The sequence below is a fragment of the Ignatzschineria sp. LJL83 genome, from assembly GCF_054871845.1.
The window spans coordinates 74,874-92,914 of sequence record NZ_JBTXLY010000009.1; the positions used below are offsets into that span (position 1 = coordinate 74,874).

An 18,041-nucleotide genomic window follows, 5' to 3' on the forward strand; every position below is an offset into this window, starting at 1 on the left:
GTAGCATTTTAAAGCATAGAGATTGAGAAGAGTGCAAGGGTATTTTTAATGGCATTATCTATATAAGGAAATCTATATAAGGAAACAGGACACACTGAAATCGGGAAAAACATGCTCGAAATTATTGGATATGAGAGCGAGCTAGTGCGAAAAAATCGTTATTTCACGCCACTTGATCATAATTGAACAATTGAAGCGGAAATGCTTCAGCAAAAATCCTAAAAATACCGTAGAATAAGCAAGTTTAAAAATAATTTTATATCGCGTGATTTTGTAAGGTTTTATGATCGATTACAATAATCCGGGAAACTAGATTAGATAAAAATCGATAAAAGAGATGGGAAGAATGATTGAGCTGAAGCACTTAAACTATTTTTATGGGGATACACAAGTTCTATTTGATGTATCAATTAAGGCAAATGAGGGTGAAATCGTTGTACTCTTAGGGCCAAGTGGTGCGGGAAAAAGCTCACTGCTTCGCATTTTAAATATTCTTGAGCGACCTAAAGCAGGAACGCTTGATATTGCCGGCTTTAACTTTGATTTCTCAAATAGCATTTCCGAGAAAACCATTCGTGATTTAAGACAGAAAGTAGGCATGATTTTCCAACAATATCATCTCTGGCCACATCGTAGTGTTTTACAAAATCTCACCTATGCGCCGGTAAAACTTGGAAAGATGTCGCAAGCAGAAGCAAATCAACGTGGGCTTGAAGCGCTGAAATCTTTAAAATTAGAAGGATTAGAGAGCCGTTATCCTCTTAAGCTTTCTGGCGGTCAACAGCAACGTGTTGCTATTGCAAGAGCGTTGATGATGGAGCCAAATGTGCTTCTATTTGATGAACCCACAGCGGCACTAGATCCTGAAATTACCTCACAAGTGGCTTCCATTATTGAAGAGCTTGCGAAAACCGGCATTACCCAAATTGTGGTAACCCATGATGTGGATTTTGCAAAACGCATTGCAAGCTATGTGGTGTATATGGAAAATGGGAAAGTTGTAGAGGAAGGAGATTCCTCCATGTTTACAGAACCCAAAACAGTTGAATTTAAACAGTATCTTTCTCATTAATTGGGGATATACTGCTAGTAATGCGTTTTCAAGGATTGGAAGCGTCATTATTTAGAGTAGTGATTAAAGCTGAAGATGTTAAAACTTATTGGATGAGAGAAAAGTGTTATGAAAAAGAAACTAGGTTTATTGCTCGTAGCTGCCGGTCTTTTAAGCGGTGGAATGACAGTTGCACAAGAAAAAATTACGATTGGTACAAATCCTGCTTATCCACCTTTTGAATATAAAGGGGAAAATAACGAACTCTTAGGGTTTGATATTGATGTGATGGATGCGATTTGTAACGCAATGGAAAAAGAGTGTGTCTATTCAGAACAAGAATTTGATTCATTGATCCCAAATCTTCGTCTTCGCCGTTATGATGCCGTGATTTCTAGTATGGATATTACGGAAGAGCGTGCAAAACAAGTAGCATTTAGCGACCCGTATTATCAAAACTACTCGATTTATGTGGCAACAAAAGATAAGGCTGATTCTATTAAGAATGTGGAAGATGTCAAAATCGGGATTCTTTCAGGTTCAACGCATCAGCAATATATTAGAGATACCTATAAAGGCGCATCAGTATCTGTGTATCCACAATATCCAGCAGCAATGAGCGACTTAGCATTAGGTCGTGTGGATGTGGTGTTTGGCGATGGAGATGTGGTTTATGATTACGTGAAAGACAATGATAATTTAGTTGTTGTTGGCGAAAAAGTGACAGATCCAAAATACTTTGGTCAAGGTTTAGGTATTGGCGTTGGCTTACGTAATAAAGCATTAGTTGAAGAAATTAATGCCGGCTTAAAAACCATTAAAGAAAATGGTCAATATGATGAAATCTATAACAAATGGTTTGATCAATAGTTTTACGTAGATGTTATTAGACGAAAAGCGATGGTGATCACATCGCTTTTTGTTTGTAAATAGAGGAAGCAGTGTGAGTGGTATAACCAATTTTTTTGATCTCTTTACGAGTAGTTATTTTGAAGCAATGTTAGTTGCGGCAAAAACGACTATTTCGCTTGCGATCGTAGCATTAGTATTAGGTTTTTTGTGGGCGAATATCTTAGCGCTCTTGGAGTTGAGCCGTTGGCGAATTGTTCGCTGGCCGGTAACCTTATTTGTATCGATTATTCGGTCATTGCCGGAACTGCTCGTCATTTTCTTAATTGGATTAGGATTACCGTATCTCTTTTTAGAATTTGAAGATGTGATGCCACCATTCATGATGGATCTTTATTTCACTCTGTTAGATACCTACGGCGAATATCTCTTCTTTGGATTAGGCGCTTTTGCATTATCGTTAATTTATGCATCCTACGCGTCGCAAACCATTCGCGGTGCACTGTTAGCCGTTCCGAAAGATCAATGGAATTCCGGCGCTGTTTTGGGCTTATCAAAGCCTGCGACGTTCTTCTATATTATTATGCCGCAAATGTGGCGCCATGCTTTCCCAGGATTAAGTAATCAGTGGCTCGTATTGCTGAAAGATACGGCACTTGTTTCTCTGATTGGTGTTCATGAACTCATGAAAGAGACCGATTATATCTATGCGGCAACGGCAGATGGCTTTACATGGTACGCAATGGCGGCATTTATCTATCTTATTATTTCGCTTGTGAGTCAAAAACTTCAAGACAGGCTTTATAGCCATATTACGAAGTATGATCACGAGCCGGCGAAGTAGGGAGATAGTATGTTAGAAAAGTTTATATTTATTTTAGAAGGTGTTCCTTTAAGCTTAGCTTTAACGGTGGCAGCACTTTTTTTTGGGTTTTTATTGGCATTGGTCTTTACTGGCATTTTAACGCTTTGGGAAGGAAAATTGCCGGCAAGATTGATGCGCTGGTTTATTATCTTTTTCACAGGAACGCCGTTACTTGTACAGATCTTCCTCTTCTATACCGGTCCTGGGCAATTTGAATTTATCAAAAATAGTTTTATGTGGAGCCTTTTCTCACAAGCTTGGTTCTGTGCTATTTTAGCGCTCTCATTAAACTCCGCAGCCTATACGGCGCAACTATTTTATGGTGCGGTGAAGAATATCTCTAAGAACCAATGGGAAGCTTGTTTAGCCCTTGGAATGAGCCGTTTTGAAGCGATGAAGATACTCATTCCGCTTGCATTAAGACGTGCACTGCCGAGCTATTCTAATGAGATTGTCTTGATCTTCAAAAGCACCTCGCTTGTGCAAGGGATTACGCTCTTAGATATCATGGGAAGAGCCAGAGAGCTTGCAGGGCAGACCTACGACTCCATTACTTACTATGTAATGGCAGGTGTGATCTATTTAGCGATTAATGCGGTGTTAATTATGATTGCTAAAATCGTTGAAAAACGTGCGTTAGCCTTCGAGAATTGACGTTTTTTTAAATAAAACGAAATAAAGTAGAGTTGCCTTAATATTGAGCTTTACATATAGAAAAAAAACTCTATAATTGTACCTCTATTCACTACAGAGCTAGTAAATAGAAGCAAGGAAAAATGGCCGAGCGGCTGAAGGCGCACCCCTGCTAAGGGTGTATACGTTAATAGCGTATCGAGGGTTCGAATCCCTCTTTTTCCGCCATATACAGAACCCTTAATCTTTTAAAGATTAAGGGTTTTTTGTTGTCTGTCTGAAAGTGATGTGACACTGATGTCTTCTTTTTCTCGGCAATCTTGAGCGCTACAATCATCCTTTGAATATTTTGAGAACTCTTACTTATTGATTTCCATCCTTAATTTAAATGTGGGGTTTTTGTCGATCTTTTGGAGCTACCAAGATGCATTTTATTATGTTAAATAATAGAGTGTCATTTTAGTATCTAACACCATCGAAAGGAGTCGATATGCAGTTTTCAGAATTACAGCCATTTTTTAAAGATAACGAAGCTTGGCTTACGGGATATGAGAAGTATTGGTATGAGCTAATGTGGGGGATTTTGAAGGAAGATAAAGCCTTGAGTGAAAAGATGGATGAAAATCCTCAAGAGGCTAATTTACTGGCGGTTGCTTTAGTAGATCTTTATCGGACGTTTATCTATCATGCTCGGGAAGAGAGTTGGGATCAATATTGGCTAAATGTCGATGAGCTTGAAAATTATGATTATGAAGCCGTCCGCCAGTTATTAGGAATGCCGGCATTAACGATTCATGATTTTTATAGTGAAGAGGAAATATTACAGGAAGGATGGGATGAGGCAGATTTTCCATCTGTGTTAGAAGAAGAGCTTCCAGGTTTCTCAGAACACTATTTTACAGATGCAAGAGGTCAGTATTTGCGTAAAATCCTACAAGTGATTAAACAAAAGTATGGTCTGTCAGATCTATTTAGCTTGATGGTCAATACATTTGACGCCGATCGGTATGATTATGATGACTACGATTATGATCGAGATGAAGAAGATGACGAAATTGATGAAGATGTTGAAGAGATCGACGAATCCATTAAAGATGTTGAGAGCTTTGTAAATAGCGCGATGAGAAATCAGGATCACTTTTTAAATGATGGCTATCTAATGTCGGGATTTTCATGGTTAGATAGCGTTTATTAGGTTGATTAAATTGAAGTGAATTGAAGTGAGTTTTCTTACTTTTTCACCGAATTGTGAAAGCCCTTTTTGATAAGGGCTTTGATATTAGATACTTGAAACTTCATGAGTGGTATTAGAACGAATCTTGCATCCTCTAATCAACATGCACTGAATATATGAAATATGAATCTAAGCAATATTTTGATCAAGATCTGTGAATAGTGATGAATCTATCGATCCGCTCGAATCCTATGAGAATTCTGCTATCATCTATTCATAATAAAATTCCCATATTACTGGATTAGATACTATGTCAGAACAAAACTCAAAAACCCTCTATAGTGCGCTTTGGGCGTGTGCCGATATTTTACGCTCGAAGATGGATGCCAATGAGTACAAAAACTACCTTTTAGGAATGGTTTTTTATAAATATCTCTCCGATAACTTACTCAATTATGCCGTAGAGCTTCTTGAAGAGAAGGCGGATAACCTCACGGAAGCACAGGCGATCTATACGGTGGCATATCATGATCCAGAAGTAAAAGAGGATTTGATCTCGGCATTGTATGATCAATTTTCGTATGTGTTAAAGCCGGAGCTCACGTTTACCAAGCTCATTGCCGATGTGCATAGTAATCAATTTCAGCTCGAAGATTTAGCGCAAGGATTTAGAGATATCGAGCAATCGAATGCGATCTTTAATAACTTGTTTGAAGATATTGATCTCTACGCTCGCAAACTTGGTGCTTCTCCGCAAAAGCAAAATGAAACAATCTCTAACGTCATGAAAGGGCTTGCCGGCATTAATCTTGGCGAGCATGATGGCGATGTTCTCGGCGATGCGTATGAATATTTGATCGGTCAATTTGCCTCAGATTCCGGTAAGAATGCCGGCGAATTTTATACGCCACAACCTGTTTCCAACTTGATGACGAAGATCGTTCTGCAAGGGAAAGAGAATCAAAAGGGTTTTACCGTTTATGACCCAACGATGGGTTCAGGTTCTCTCATGCTCAATGTGAAGAAGGAAACGAACGAGCCGGAAACGGTGCGCTATTTTGGGCAAGAGATTAATACCTCAACCTACAACTTAGCCCGCATGAATATGATGCTTCACGGCGTGCCGATTGGGAATCAGGATCTGAGCAATAGCGATACTTTAGGCGAGGATTGGCCGACAGAAGAGCCCACGAACTTTGAAGCGGTATTGATGAATCCGCCATATTCCGCAAAATGGAGCGCCGTAAAAGGCTTCTTAGATGATCCTCGATTTATGGATTACGGCGTTTTAGCGCCAAAAGGGCGTGCGGATTTTGCATTCTTATTACATGGTTTTTACCATCTTAAATCGAGCGGAACGATGGCGATTGTACTTCCGCACGGCGTTCTGTTTCGTGGCGGTGCCGAAGCGAAGATTCGCCAAACCTTATTGGAAAATGGGCATATTTATGCCGTGATCGGTTTGCCGGCAAATATCTTCTTCAACACTTCAATTCCAACCACCATCATCGTTCTCAAGAAAGATTATACCAAGCGTGATGTGCTCTTTATTGATGCTTCCACAAGATTCACTAAAAAAGGGAATCAAAACACGATGGAACCGCATCATATCGAAGAGATTTTAGAAACGTATGAGAAGCGAGAATTTGTCGATAAGTTTGCGTATTTGGCAGATTTTGAAACGCTGAAAGAGAATGAATTTAATCTCAATATTCCTCGTTATGTGGATACATTTGAGCCGGAGCCAGAAATCTCTTTAGTAAATTTAGCGAAAGAGATGGCAGAAGTTGAAACGGAATTGCTCGATACGAAACATCAGCTCTTTTCAATGCTAGAACAACTCACGACAACGGATGCCGAAACTGAAAAAGAGCTTGAAGCCTTTAAATCTTTATTGATGAATAAGGAGCTGTAATGAGCGAAATAAATCAACAGCCGAAATCGGTGAAACCAAAAATGCCGAAGATTCGGTTTGAGGGATTTAGTGAGAGTTGGGTTAATAAGGTAATTTCGGAGTTTATTCAGCTTAGAAGTGAAACTGATAACCAAGATAAATATTCTATAGATGTTGAATTAGAAAATTTAGTATCCAATAAAGGGATCTTAATTGGGGATTTAACAGTTAGAACTCAAACGAATAGTATATTCAGAAAAGGAGATATATTATTTGGTCGATTAAGACCTTACTTGAATAAATGGTGGCTTGCGGATCAAGATGGCGTTAAAAGTGGTGAAATATGGGCGTTGTATCCAAAAGATCAGTTTGTTAATACATTTATTTATGCATGTGTACAAGATCAAAAATTTTTGAATTTTGTAAATCAAACTAGCGGTACAAAAATGCCAAGAGCTAATTGGTCAAGTGTGCAAAAAGAAAGTCTATCAATATCTTTAGATTACAAAGAACAAACCCAAATCGGCAACTTATTTCAAGAGCTTGATAAGCTGATTGAGCTTCAAACTCGTACCGTAGAATTGGCAGAAACTCATAAAAAATCGATGCTTCAAAAGATGTTCCCGCAAAAAGGCGAGAAAACGCCGAAGGTGCGTTTTGAGGGATTTAGTGGGGATTGGGAATTATATAATTTAAATGATTTAGTTAAAATTAATATGGGGCAATCGCCAGATAGCGAAAACTATACTGATAATCCTGAAGATAAAATTTTAGTTCAAGGGAATGCTGATCTATATAGAGGAAAGGTTATACCTAGGATTTATACAACACAAATAACTAAAGTAGCTGAGAAAGGGGATATTATCCTTACTGTTCGGGCACCTGTAGGTGCAATTGCGATTACTGATTTTGATGTTGTTTTAGGGCGTGGAGTTGCCGCTATAAAGGGAAATCGGTTTATTTATTATACGCTTGAACTATTTAATCTAATTGGCTCTTGGCTTAGATTTAGTAGCGGATCAACATTTGATTCTGTTAATTCAAATGAGATCAAGCAAATGCCGGTAATGGCTCCAGATAACGAAGAACAAATCAAAATCGGCAATTACTTTAAGGAATTGGATCGCAATATTGAATCTGAAAAACAGAAACTCGAACAATATCAAACGATGAAGCGGGCGATGTTGCAGCGGATGTTTGTGTAAGGAACGACTTATGGATATTTATAAAATTCATTCTACCGATTTATCACGAATTAAAGAGAAGCCTTTTCCCCTTGAAAAAGAGATGCAAGCGCTGTTTGAGGAGAATTTGACGACTTTAACGGGCTTAACCCTTGTGAAATCGGAATTTACGCTAAAACAATTCCGCTTTGATACGTTGGCGTTTGATGAAGAGAAAAAAGCTTTTGTCGTGATTGAATATAAACGTGATAAGAGCACGAGCGTTGTGGATCAGGGGATTTCCTATCTCAATGCGATGCTCGATTATCGGGATAGTTTAGTGCTTGAATATAATGAGCAATCCCTCGGAAGAACCTTAAAGCGTCAAGAGATTGAATGGAGCCAAACTCGGGTTATCTTCGTGGCGAATTCCTTTAATGATTATCAGAGAAATGCGACAAACTTCAAAAATTTCGGGATTGAATTAGTGGAGTTTAAACGCTATCACGATGATTTGTTAACCGTGAATTTTATCGAACGCTCTAAACATGCGCCGGAATTACCGCAACCAAATGCCAGCAAAATGGGAAATACCAGCAATATCAACAATGCCGTAGTAACGCCATTCGCCAATATTGTTAAAGAGATCAAAGTGTATGATGAAGATAGCTTTTTTGAACTCGGTTCTGAAAAAACGATTGAACTTTATGAGCGATTTAAACAGGCAATTTTGAATTTAGATGATCAAATCGAGCTCGCTTATACCAAATATTATGCAACCTTTAAAAAGGATAAAGCCAATATTGTCGATATCGTCATGCTCAAGGGAAGTTTAGTGCTCTATATCAATGCAGCTTGGGGAACGTTAGAAGATTCGAAAGGTATTTTTCGAGATATGCGAAAGATTGGACATTGGGGAAATGGCGATTATGAAGTGTCACTCAAAGATACCGGACAATTGGAATATATTTTAAGTGTGATTAAGCAGAAACTTTAGCCAAAAGGATTTGACCAAAGTGACAAAGAGACGTTATACGAGTGAGAGAGAGATAGAAGATCGATTAATTGCGCAGTTAGTTGCCGGCGATTCACAATGGACTTATCGGAAAGATTTAACCGATGAAGCGTCACTTTGGCAAAACTTCCGCATTATCTTAGAGCGCAATAATCTTGCGATTTTAAACGGCGAACCGCTCACAGAGCTTGAGTTCCGGCAAGTGCAGAATCAATTGCGATTCTCTAACTTCTATGAAGCGGCAACGTGGCTTTCCGGCGAAAATGGCATTGCCAAAGTGGAAGTGAGAAGGGAAGATGCAACACTTGGCACGATTCGTTTAAATGTGATTCATAGAGATCATATTGCCGGCGGTAAAACGGTGTATGAAGTGGTAAATCAGTTTGAAGCCGATAAAAAAGTGGAGATGGATCGCAATCGCATCTTTGATGTCACGCTTCTCATTAACGGCTTGCCGATGATTCATATTGAATTAAAAAACCGCCAACATCCGTATATGGATGGCTTCCGGCAGATTCAAAAATATCTGAAAGAAGGGAAGTTTACCGGCATTTATTCCACGCTTCAGATGTTTGTTGTGAGTAATGCATCGGATACACGCTATATTGCCGCTGCGCAATTTGAAAAGCTCAATGCGAAGTTTTTAAGTAAATGGGTTACGGCGACCAATCAGGAAGTGAACGATTATATTCACTTTGCCGAAGATGTGCTCTCTATTCCGGCTGCGCATAAAATGGTGATGCAATATTCCATCACAGATCGAGAGAAAGAAGCGCTCATTTTACTCAGACCTTACCAAATTCATGCCATTGAAGCGGTGAAAGAGGCTTCCTTTAAGCAAGAATCAGGCTATGTGTGGCACACAACGGGATCGGGAAAAACGCTTACTTCTTATAAAGTTGCTTGTAATTTACTGCATATTCCGGTGATTGATAAAACGATTTTTATCGTAGATCGGGTGGATTTAGATCAGCAAACCACAAGTTCATTCGCATCGTATGCGGAATTTGATCCGGTTTCTATTGATGAAACGGCGAATGTGAATGATCTCATTGATAAGCTCGCTAATGATGATCGCACGGTTGTGATTACGACCATTCAAAAGTTGAATCATCTGATGCGCCGGATTGAAAACAGCGCCGAAAATGGGGAAGTGAGCGAGCGCACGAAAAAGCGTTATGCCAAAATCAAAGCGCAGAGAATTGCCTTTATTGTCGATGAATGCCACCGAGCAGTAACGCCGGAGAAAAAACAAGAATTACAGCGTTATTTCCATCATTCCCTTTGGTATGGATTTACCGGCACGCCGATCTTTGAAGAGAATCAGCGAGCATCATTAGGAAACCTTGCAAGAACAACCCAAGAGCTATACGGCAATCGCCTGCATCAATATACGGTGCAAGAAGCCATTAAAGATGGCGCAGTGCTCGGCTTTCAGGTGGAATATAAACACACCTTTGATGAGTATGAATTAGAGCAGATTATTGAACAGCGCTATCCCGATAAAGATTATAGAAGTTTAACGCCGATCGAGCGGGAAAAGCTGATTCCAAGAGAAGCTTACAATACCAAAGAGCATCGCTTACAGGTAATTGATTTCATTATTAATAAATCACACGCAAAATTAGGATTTACGGCAGAAAGTGGCGTTGGAAAAGCCTATGGTGCGATTTTAACAGTGCCGAATATTGCTACGGCGCAAGAATATTATGATCTGATTAAGAGCGTTGTTGCCGGCAATGAAACGGTAAAAGTGGGGAATCGAACAAGTAAAATATTACCGGATTTTCCCAAGATCGCTATTACTTATTCCATCTCGGAAAATGAAGAGAGTTCCATTCAAAACCAAGAGAAGATGAAGGAAGCACTCCAAGACTATAATGCGACATATGAGAAAAATTACTCCTTAGAAACCATCAAAGCCTATAACCAAAATGTGAATGCTCGCTTGGCAAGAAAGAAAGCACTTTATCATCAAAGACGTGAGCAGATTGATCTCATTATTGTAGTGGATCGCCTTTTAACAGGATTTGATGCGCCGTGTATTTCAACGCTCTTTATTGATCGCCCGCCGATGCAACCGCACGATATTATTCAGGCATTTTCTAGAACGAATCGCTTATTTGATCGGGATAAACTCTATGGACAGATCGTGACATTCCAAACGCCACGCTATTTTGAGAAACAAGTGAATGAAGCGCTATTTCTCTACTCAAACGGCGGTGAAAATCATGTATTAGCGCCGGTTTGGGAAGAGGTAAAGCAGGAATTGATCGAAGCAATTGAAGCGTTAAGAATCATTGCAAGAACGCCGGAAGAGATCAAAAATTTAAGCTTAGAAGAGAAGCGAGAATTTGTCAGAGCGTTCCAAAAAGTGGATCGATTCTTGAACTCGGCAATGGTCTATTCCAATTTCAAGCCGGAAATGATGGGCGATATTTTCCCGATCGATTTCATGGAGATTGAGGAATATCACGGTATTTATGTGAACGTGTTGGAAGAGCTACGAGAAAATCGTGAAGAAGATCCAGACGTTGAACCGCTCGATATTGAATATGATCTACAAACCCACCGAGTAGAAGAGATTAACTACAACTATATCGTGGCGCTCATCCAGGAATTTATCCCCGAGGAATCCTCGCCAAAAGAGATGCAATCAGATGCGCTAGCGAATCAAGAAGTGGATGATTATGTGGAAACACTTAAACAGGAAAACCCACAACTTGCCGGCGTCATGTCGCTTTTATGGCAAGAAATCAGATCCACGCCGGAAGAGTTCAGAGGGCAAAGAGTGACGGATCTTCTTGCACAAAAAATCGATATTCAAACGAACGAACTTGTCGAAAACTTCTCCAAACAGTGGGCACTAGATCCCGAAGAATTCCGCTACATGGTCGCAAGCTTCAACCCTGATCTAGAAAATCAGCCGGGAGAAGAAGCCTTAAAGAGAAGCGCCAACTTCGATCTCTACAAATCCCAAGCGGAAAACCCCGTCAGCAAACTCCGCTACTGGCGCACGGTAAAAGAAGCGTACACAAAAATGATCACAGAAGATGTATTGCCGCTGAGGGTTGGGTGATATGGGGAAATTGTATCCATCTAGAGAAAAAATAGCGCAACTAACAGTAGCTCCAACTGAAGGGGAGCTCTGCTTAATCAATTATTTAGAAGAGCACTTAGATGATAGCTTTTTAATCTTCTATGAACCTTTTTTAAATGGAAGTCGTCCAGATCTTATTATTCTTAAAGAGAATTGTGGCGCTGTCATTATTGAGATAAAGGATTGGGATTTATTTCATTATGTAGTTGATGAAAAAAATCAGTGGTACGTGGTAAGTAATGGAGGTAAATCGAGAATAAAAAGCCCTATGTCTCAAGTTTTTACATATAAAGATCAGTTGTTTAATATGCATTTGCCGATATTGGGGCTTGCAGATATTGCAGAACCGAAGAAGAACTTTTTCGGAGTTGTGCATTGTTTTTGTTACTTTCATAACGCATTAAAAAAAGATTTAACTAATTTTTATAAATTTGCGTTAGATAGTATTAAAGATCAATTTCAAAGCCTCAATATGGCATTTAAAGATCAGCAGATCAGTTATGAGGATTATACTAAACGTAGTCTTTATTTAGAAAGGCGAAGAAAGGTTCTGTCACGTGATTTAAACTTAAGTTTTGGCTCAGATGGATTACGAAATCTATTGCTAAAAATTGAAGACAAACTGCAAGATAACCCGATTTTTTCATCTCAAATTTATGACGATTTTTATCGTAGATTATCTCCCCCTGATTTTATATTGCGCCAGAATATTCCTCTTTATTTGGATGCCAAGCAAAAGAGGATTATAGAAAGTGAAGTTGGTTTTTCTAAAGTAAAGGGGGTTGCGGGATCTGGAAAGACAACCTTAATTGCTCATCGAGCTATTAGTAGTTATTTACGCGTAGAGGCTGAAGGGAACCCAACACCAAGAATATTAATTCTAACGTACAATATTACTTTAAGAAATTACATTAGTGATAAGTTAACGGAAGCTCAAAATAGAGATGTATCATCTAAATTTGTACTTTTAAATTATCATCTGTTTTATCTGCAACAAGCTAACGAATGGGGGTTTGATACTAACGAAAACATTGCGGAAATTTTGAATAATTCAAATCTTTCTGTTCCAGTTAAAAATACACTTACAGAGAAAATTTTCCGTCAAAATATTTTTCAAGGAGTATTAGAAGAGACAGATAAGTATCATGCAATTTTTATTGATGAAATACAGGATTTTGAGCCAGACTGGATCAAAATTATTCGTGATTCATTTTTAGCAGAAAATGGAGAAATGGTTTTATTTGGAGATCAATCCCAAAATATTTACCAAAGAGATGAGATCAATAAGCGAAATTCTTCCATAGTCCAAGGCTTTGGACGTTGGATCACATTGAAAAAATCATATCGATTTTCAAGTGATTTCCCATTGATAAATTTATTTCAACATTTTCAAAAACAATTTCTAATGGAAGATTATGATGAAAATATTTTGATTAATGAGGATGAACCTGAGATGCAGAGTCGCTTAAATTTAAATCAAAATATTATTGAATTTATGACTTATCCAGAGGCGGTAGAAACGCCTCTATCTTATATGGCATCTAAAATTTGGCATGATATTAAGTCAAAGATTAAAGCTTATAATTACCATCCCAATGATATTGTCATTATTGCGAGTCATTTCGACATTTTAAAAGAAATAGAAGTTTTAATAAGAAAAGAAGAAGGTACAGCAATTATTTTTGAAAGCTTAGATGAGGATTTAGTCTTATTAGAACACTATTCTGATAATAATGAGCAAGAGGAGACCCTTCAGGAAAAAAGAACGGGTTTAACGAAACAGCAATATTCAAATTATTATCGGGATATTCAAGCTAATCGCCGTAGAAAAAAGAATTTTTTCTACCAAAATAGTGGAAAAATAAAGCTAGCAAGTATTCATAGCTATAAGGGATTTGAATCAAAAGTTGTATTTTATGTCGCTTTGCCAGATGATAATGCAGAGCTGATCTATACAGCATTAACGCGTTGCAGAGAGGATCTTTATATTTATGATCTTGCGAATAATAAATATACTAATTTTTTGAAGCAAATGACCCATGATCTATAAATATCGAGAAAAATAGCCTTTAAAAGATCCTTGATTATTCGGTCGCCAGATAGTTTAAGAGATTTTATCTCTAATAATGAAATAAAAACATCGCAAATATATAGGATATTTAAAAAATTTAGCAGTGTTTTTGCAGAATGTGGATCAGATTTTGATTAATGGCAAAGTATCTTTTTGGTAAAAATTCTTTAGGTGAAATTATCCCCGTTTATGATTGGGTCGATACACCTCAAGCATCGTGGGGCGTGATTACATGCGTGGGCTGTGATGAATTGCTAGTTCCGAAAGTTAGGGGTAAGATTATGGCGCCCTATTTTGCACATAAGTGAAGTAGTCTATTTAAATAATCCGCTAAGCACAGGCTTTTTCATGGAAGATTTATATTTAAGATTATGATAATCAATCGTTATTAGGTGATTGATTTGATTTGTGTTAATTTTGTTTGCTTATAACAATAATAGAATAATATGAAGGGAATGCTATGAAGAAACAATGGGATATCAAAGAGAATGCCGTGACTGATGAGTCGGTTTTTTTAAAGAGGCGATCTTTAGTGAAAGCACTGGGAATTACGGGCGGTGCTGTTGCGGTGCCTTCGCTAGCTTTTGCTGAGGCTAAACAGTGGTTTGATGCTCAGAATTCTGGGTTAAAAGCACTTTTAACACCGGAGCAGAAGATCACGACTTATAATAACTTCTATGAATTTGGTTGGGATAAAGATGATCCTTCTCGGTATGGGAAGGATTTTGATACGGAAGACTGGACAATCACAATCGATGGCGAGGTCAATAATCCCGTAACGTTGAGTATGGATGATATCTTTAGGCGATTCCCCATTGAAGAGCGTATCTATCGTTTCAGGTGTGTGGAAGCTTGGTCGATGGTCATTCCATGGATGGGATTTCAGCTGTCAGAACTCTTGAAGTTTGTTGAACCGACGAGTAAGGCGAAGTATGTCGCTTTTGAAACGCTGTATGATCCGAGTCGTTTCCCCAATCAGGAAGGTGTATCGTTTGGCGGATTTAGATTTCCCTATATTGAAGGTTTGCGATTAGATGAAGCGATGCATCCTTTGACGTTATTGAGTACAGGCTTATATGGGAAGGATCTGTTGCCACAAAATGGCGCACCGATTCGTCTGGTGGTGCCGTGGAAATATGGTTTTAAAAGTATTAAATCCATTGTAAAAATTCGTTTAACGGAAACGATGCCCAAAACGACTTGGAACTTAAGTGCGCCTCATGAATATGGTTTTTATGCGAATGTGAATCCCGGCGTTTCTCATCCAAGATGGTCGCAAGCTTCAGAGCGTATTATTGGAACTGAAACCCTCTTTGGCAGTAAACGACAAGCCACTCAGCTATTTAATGGCTATGATGATGTGGCAAGTTTGTATTCGGGCTTAGATTTGAAGAAGCATTATTAAGTTGTGATGAAACGAAAAATAGTACTGAAATATCTTTTAAAAACCCTTGTTTGGGGATTTATTATAGGGCCATTTATATGGATGGCTTTCGCCGTTATTTTGCAAAAAATGGGAGGCGATCCTATTAAAGAAATACAGCATTTTACAGGTCTTATTGCGATTCGTTTCATGTTGGCTGTCTTATTGATCACGCCGGTTGTTGTGATGACGAAATGGACGATTCTCAACTCTATTCGTAGATTAGTAGGATTGGCGGTATTTTTTTGGGCAACTTTGCATATTTCAAGCTATCTAGTTTTGGAGTTGAGTTTAGATTGGCGTTTGTTTTTGAGTGAAATCATCAGCCGAAATTATCTTATTCTCGGGGCAATAGCTTGGTTTGGATTGCTGTTGTTAACGCTCACTTCTAATCAATATATGATGCGATATTTAAAGCGATATTGGAAAAAACTGCATTATTGGGTGTATCCCATCGCGGTGTTGATCGCTATTCATTACTATCTTTCCCTTAAAATCTCCCAATTATATCCGCTGTTATATTTGGGGGGATTTATTGTGTTGTGGATACTGCATCATTGCCGGCGATATTCTCGAAATGTAAAGAGAAAAACGGGGTGAAAAAGTAGATTACTTCAACAGAAGAAGCTGAAAATGAGTGCTAATTGGCTAATCATTGGTATTTAACAGTGAGATATGTAAAATAGATATTTATATAAATTTACAAACTATAAGGTTTTATAAGGATATCTATTAAGCATAATGTTAAAAAATCTATCAAAAATTCTTCTTTTCTGTTTTCTATCCACCCTTTCTCTTCAGATCAGCTCTGCTCAAGAGAACAATCAAAGTTTTGCCCATGAAAGTACGCTTTCATTGAATCAAATTCGCAGTAGTTTAGATGATGTGAATGCTAAGCGTGAAAAAGTCATGCAAGATTTAGCGGTAATTGAAGAGCCTGAATATCGCGAAAGCCTAGAGATTTCATTACTTCAATTAGAACAGCAAAAGCGTGATTTTGAAAAAATGTTTGAAAGACTGGCACTTGGAGGCTTGGAGATAGAGCTCTATGATATTGCGAATACGGAAGAGGAAGAGATTCTTCAGTATGATTGGCAAAAAGAGCTCATTAAAATCGTACAGCCCGTATTTAGCTCTTTACAGAATTTAACGGAATCTCAGCGTAAACGAGATTTTATTCGTACGACAAGGGCAGAATTACAACAAAATCTGATGGCTATTGATGAAGCGTTACTGCATTTAGAAACGATTGATCAATCTCAGTTGAATGAAGCATCGTTGATGCAACTGAATAAAATTCAGAGTAGTTGGGCGCTAAAGCGCGCGTATCATGCGAACCAATTAGAATTAATTAATCTTCAATATCGAGAGATTGAAAAAGAAGGTTCGCTGTCTGAGAGGATTCTTCAGGGGGTTTGGAGTTTTATTACGAATGAAGGGAAAATTCTCTTACTGAGCTTAGGGGCATTTTTTGGAATACTCTATTTTTCATCTTGGATATTACGCCGAATTGTGACAAGACATGAGAAAAAGGTGAAATCGCAACATCAAGTGAAGAAGGTTTCCTTATTGTGGCGAATTTTATTGTTAGTTTACGAGCTTTTCTCCTTTATGTTAGCGTTTGCGACTTTATTGGTAATTTTGCATTCTTCCGGCGATATGGTGCTATTTGGATTAGCGATCTTGATTATCTTAGCGATGACTATTAGCTTAAGAAGTTCAATCCCGGCATATTTTAAACGTTTACGAACTTTTTTAAATATGGGATTAGCAAGGGAAGGGGAGCGAGTGATCTATCAGGGGATTCCTTGGGAAATCGAGCATATTAATCTTTACTCTGTATTCTTATTTAATCCACTTTTAGATAATGGGCGAGTGCGTTTAACTATTGATTGTATCGAAAGTATGGTTTCAAGGGATGTGCCTCACAGTGAAGCGTATTATCCAACAGTTGCCGGCGATACTGTATTGATAGAATCTACCTTTGCGAAGATTGTCAGACAAACGCCGGAAACAGTCTATTTAGACAGTTATGGTACGGCATTTGAATATGGCACAGAAGAATTTGCTGCGAAAAAGCCAAGAAATATTACGACGGGTTATATTGCATCTACGCAATTTGTGCTCGATCGCTCTCATCGAAATGATGATATTGACGCAATCATTGAGATATTAAAAGCGACTGCAAATGAAGAGCTTGCTAAAGATCCTACAATGTTTGGATTATCAAAAGCGGTATATGCAAACTTTAGAGAAATTAATGCTTATGGAGATTTGGTATTTGGAATGAGTATCTTAATGGGACCGAATGCCGAAGGATTCTATTTCTCTACGCCAAGATTTTTACAAAGAAGTGGGTTAATTGCCGCTGAACGCTTTAATTGGAAATTGCCGAATAAAGGAATGATTCCGATACCTTCATAATTGTTGGACTGATACCCATATATATTGACTTATGGTGATGGATTCATCACAACACTGTAAGAGTGCGAAAGCGCCTAATCAAAGATCCTTTCATGGTTGTCAGTGAAAGGATCTTTTTTATTAGGGAATATTCGGGGATGTATAGAGAAATCGATTTAAGAAAGTCCCCTTATAAGGTATGGATTGATTCATGGCGGGGTCGAATTCTTGCATTTTTTACAAATCTCGTGCCAGCAGAAGTCATTCTTTTTAGCATTTTAAGCCAAATGAAATGACTATCGTAACCGCTCTTCCTGCATTAAAACCCCAAGAATCAGTACTGCTGGAATAAGATCTGCATACGAATGCCGGCATTTGATATTGGATAAATGATCCGAAA

The 18,041-nt window shown here is 38.3% G+C and carries 14 protein-coding genes and 1 tRNA gene; all 15 read left to right on the forward strand.

What is annotated here, in order from left to right:
* Window positions 1-346 precede the first annotated feature (346 nt).
* Window positions 347-1,072, forward strand: a complete 726-nt coding sequence (artP, locus tag ACYSN2_RS07175) for an arginine ABC transporter ATP-binding protein ArtP (protein WP_461749577.1) — start codon at window positions 347-349, stop codon at window positions 1,070-1,072.
* A 108-nt stretch (window positions 1,073-1,180) separates the two neighbouring features.
* Entirely contained in the window at window positions 1,181-1,921 is a 741-nt protein-coding gene (locus ACYSN2_RS07180; RefSeq protein ID WP_461749578.1) for a transporter substrate-binding domain-containing protein, read from the forward strand.
* A 127-nt stretch (window positions 1,922-2,048) separates the two neighbouring features.
* Window positions 2,049-2,744 carry an ABC transporter permease subunit gene (locus ACYSN2_RS07185; RefSeq protein WP_461749621.1) on the forward strand — a complete coding sequence of 232 codons (696 nt, stop codon included), beginning with the start codon at window positions 2,049-2,051 and terminating at the stop codon, window positions 2,742-2,744.
* A gap of 9 nt (window positions 2,745-2,753) precedes the next feature.
* Window positions 2,754-3,419 (forward strand): arginine ABC transporter permease ArtM, encoded by a 666-nt coding sequence (artM, locus tag ACYSN2_RS07190; RefSeq protein WP_461749579.1) that lies wholly within the window; start codon window positions 2,754-2,756, stop codon window positions 3,417-3,419.
* Between the two features lie 116 nt (window positions 3,420-3,535).
* Window positions 3,536-3,626, forward strand: a tRNA-Ser gene (locus ACYSN2_RS07195).
* Between the two features lie 262 nt (window positions 3,627-3,888).
* The gene (locus ACYSN2_RS07200; RefSeq protein WP_461749580.1) at window positions 3,889-4,593 is read left to right on the forward strand and encodes a hypothetical protein; all 705 of its coding nucleotides are present in this window, start codon (window positions 3,889-3,891) and stop codon (window positions 4,591-4,593) included.
* Window positions 4,594-4,882: 289 nt separating this feature from the next.
* Window positions 4,883-6,487, forward strand: coding sequence for a type I restriction-modification system subunit M (locus ACYSN2_RS07205; RefSeq protein WP_461749581.1), 1,605 nt, complete (start codon window positions 4,883-4,885; stop codon window positions 6,485-6,487).
* Complete coding sequence (locus ACYSN2_RS07210) at window positions 6,487-7,671, forward strand: restriction endonuclease subunit S (protein ID WP_461749582.1); 1,185 nt, start codon at window positions 6,487-6,489, stop codon at window positions 7,669-7,671. The genes ACYSN2_RS07205 and ACYSN2_RS07210 overlap by 1 nt, the downstream gene beginning before the upstream one ends.
* A 10-nt stretch (window positions 7,672-7,681) precedes the next feature.
* Window positions 7,682-8,626 (forward strand): DUF5655 domain-containing protein, encoded by a 945-nt coding sequence (locus ACYSN2_RS07215; RefSeq protein ID WP_461749583.1) that lies wholly within the window; start codon window positions 7,682-7,684, stop codon window positions 8,624-8,626.
* Between the two features lie 19 nt (window positions 8,627-8,645).
* A complete protein-coding gene (locus tag ACYSN2_RS07220) occupies window positions 8,646-11,723 on the forward strand; it encodes a type I restriction endonuclease subunit R (RefSeq protein ID WP_461749584.1) in 3,078 nt (1,025 codons plus the stop codon).
* Window position 11,724: 1 nt separating this feature from the next.
* Entirely contained in the window at window positions 11,725-13,794 is a 2,070-nt protein-coding gene (locus tag ACYSN2_RS07225) for an NERD domain-containing protein (RefSeq protein ID WP_461749585.1), read from the forward strand.
* A 158-nt stretch (window positions 13,795-13,952) separates the two neighbouring features.
* On the forward strand, window positions 13,953-14,123 hold the full coding sequence (locus ACYSN2_RS07230) for a hypothetical protein (protein ID WP_461749586.1): 171 nt from the start codon (window positions 13,953-13,955) through the stop codon (window positions 14,121-14,123).
* Between the two features lie 152 nt (window positions 14,124-14,275).
* Window positions 14,276-15,220 (forward strand): protein-methionine-sulfoxide reductase catalytic subunit MsrP, encoded by a 945-nt coding sequence (gene msrP / locus ACYSN2_RS07235; RefSeq protein ID WP_461749587.1) that lies wholly within the window; start codon window positions 14,276-14,278, stop codon window positions 15,218-15,220.
* Window positions 15,221-15,226: 6 nt separating this feature from the next.
* Window positions 15,227-15,838: a protein-methionine-sulfoxide reductase heme-binding subunit MsrQ gene (locus tag ACYSN2_RS07240; RefSeq protein WP_461749588.1), complete on the forward strand. Its 612-nt coding sequence runs from the start codon at window positions 15,227-15,229 to the stop codon at window positions 15,836-15,838.
* A gap of 141 nt (window positions 15,839-15,979) precedes the next feature.
* Window positions 15,980-17,662, forward strand: coding sequence for a hypothetical protein (locus ACYSN2_RS07245; protein ID WP_461749589.1), 1,683 nt, complete (start codon window positions 15,980-15,982; stop codon window positions 17,660-17,662).
* Window positions 17,663-18,041 lie beyond the last annotated feature (379 nt).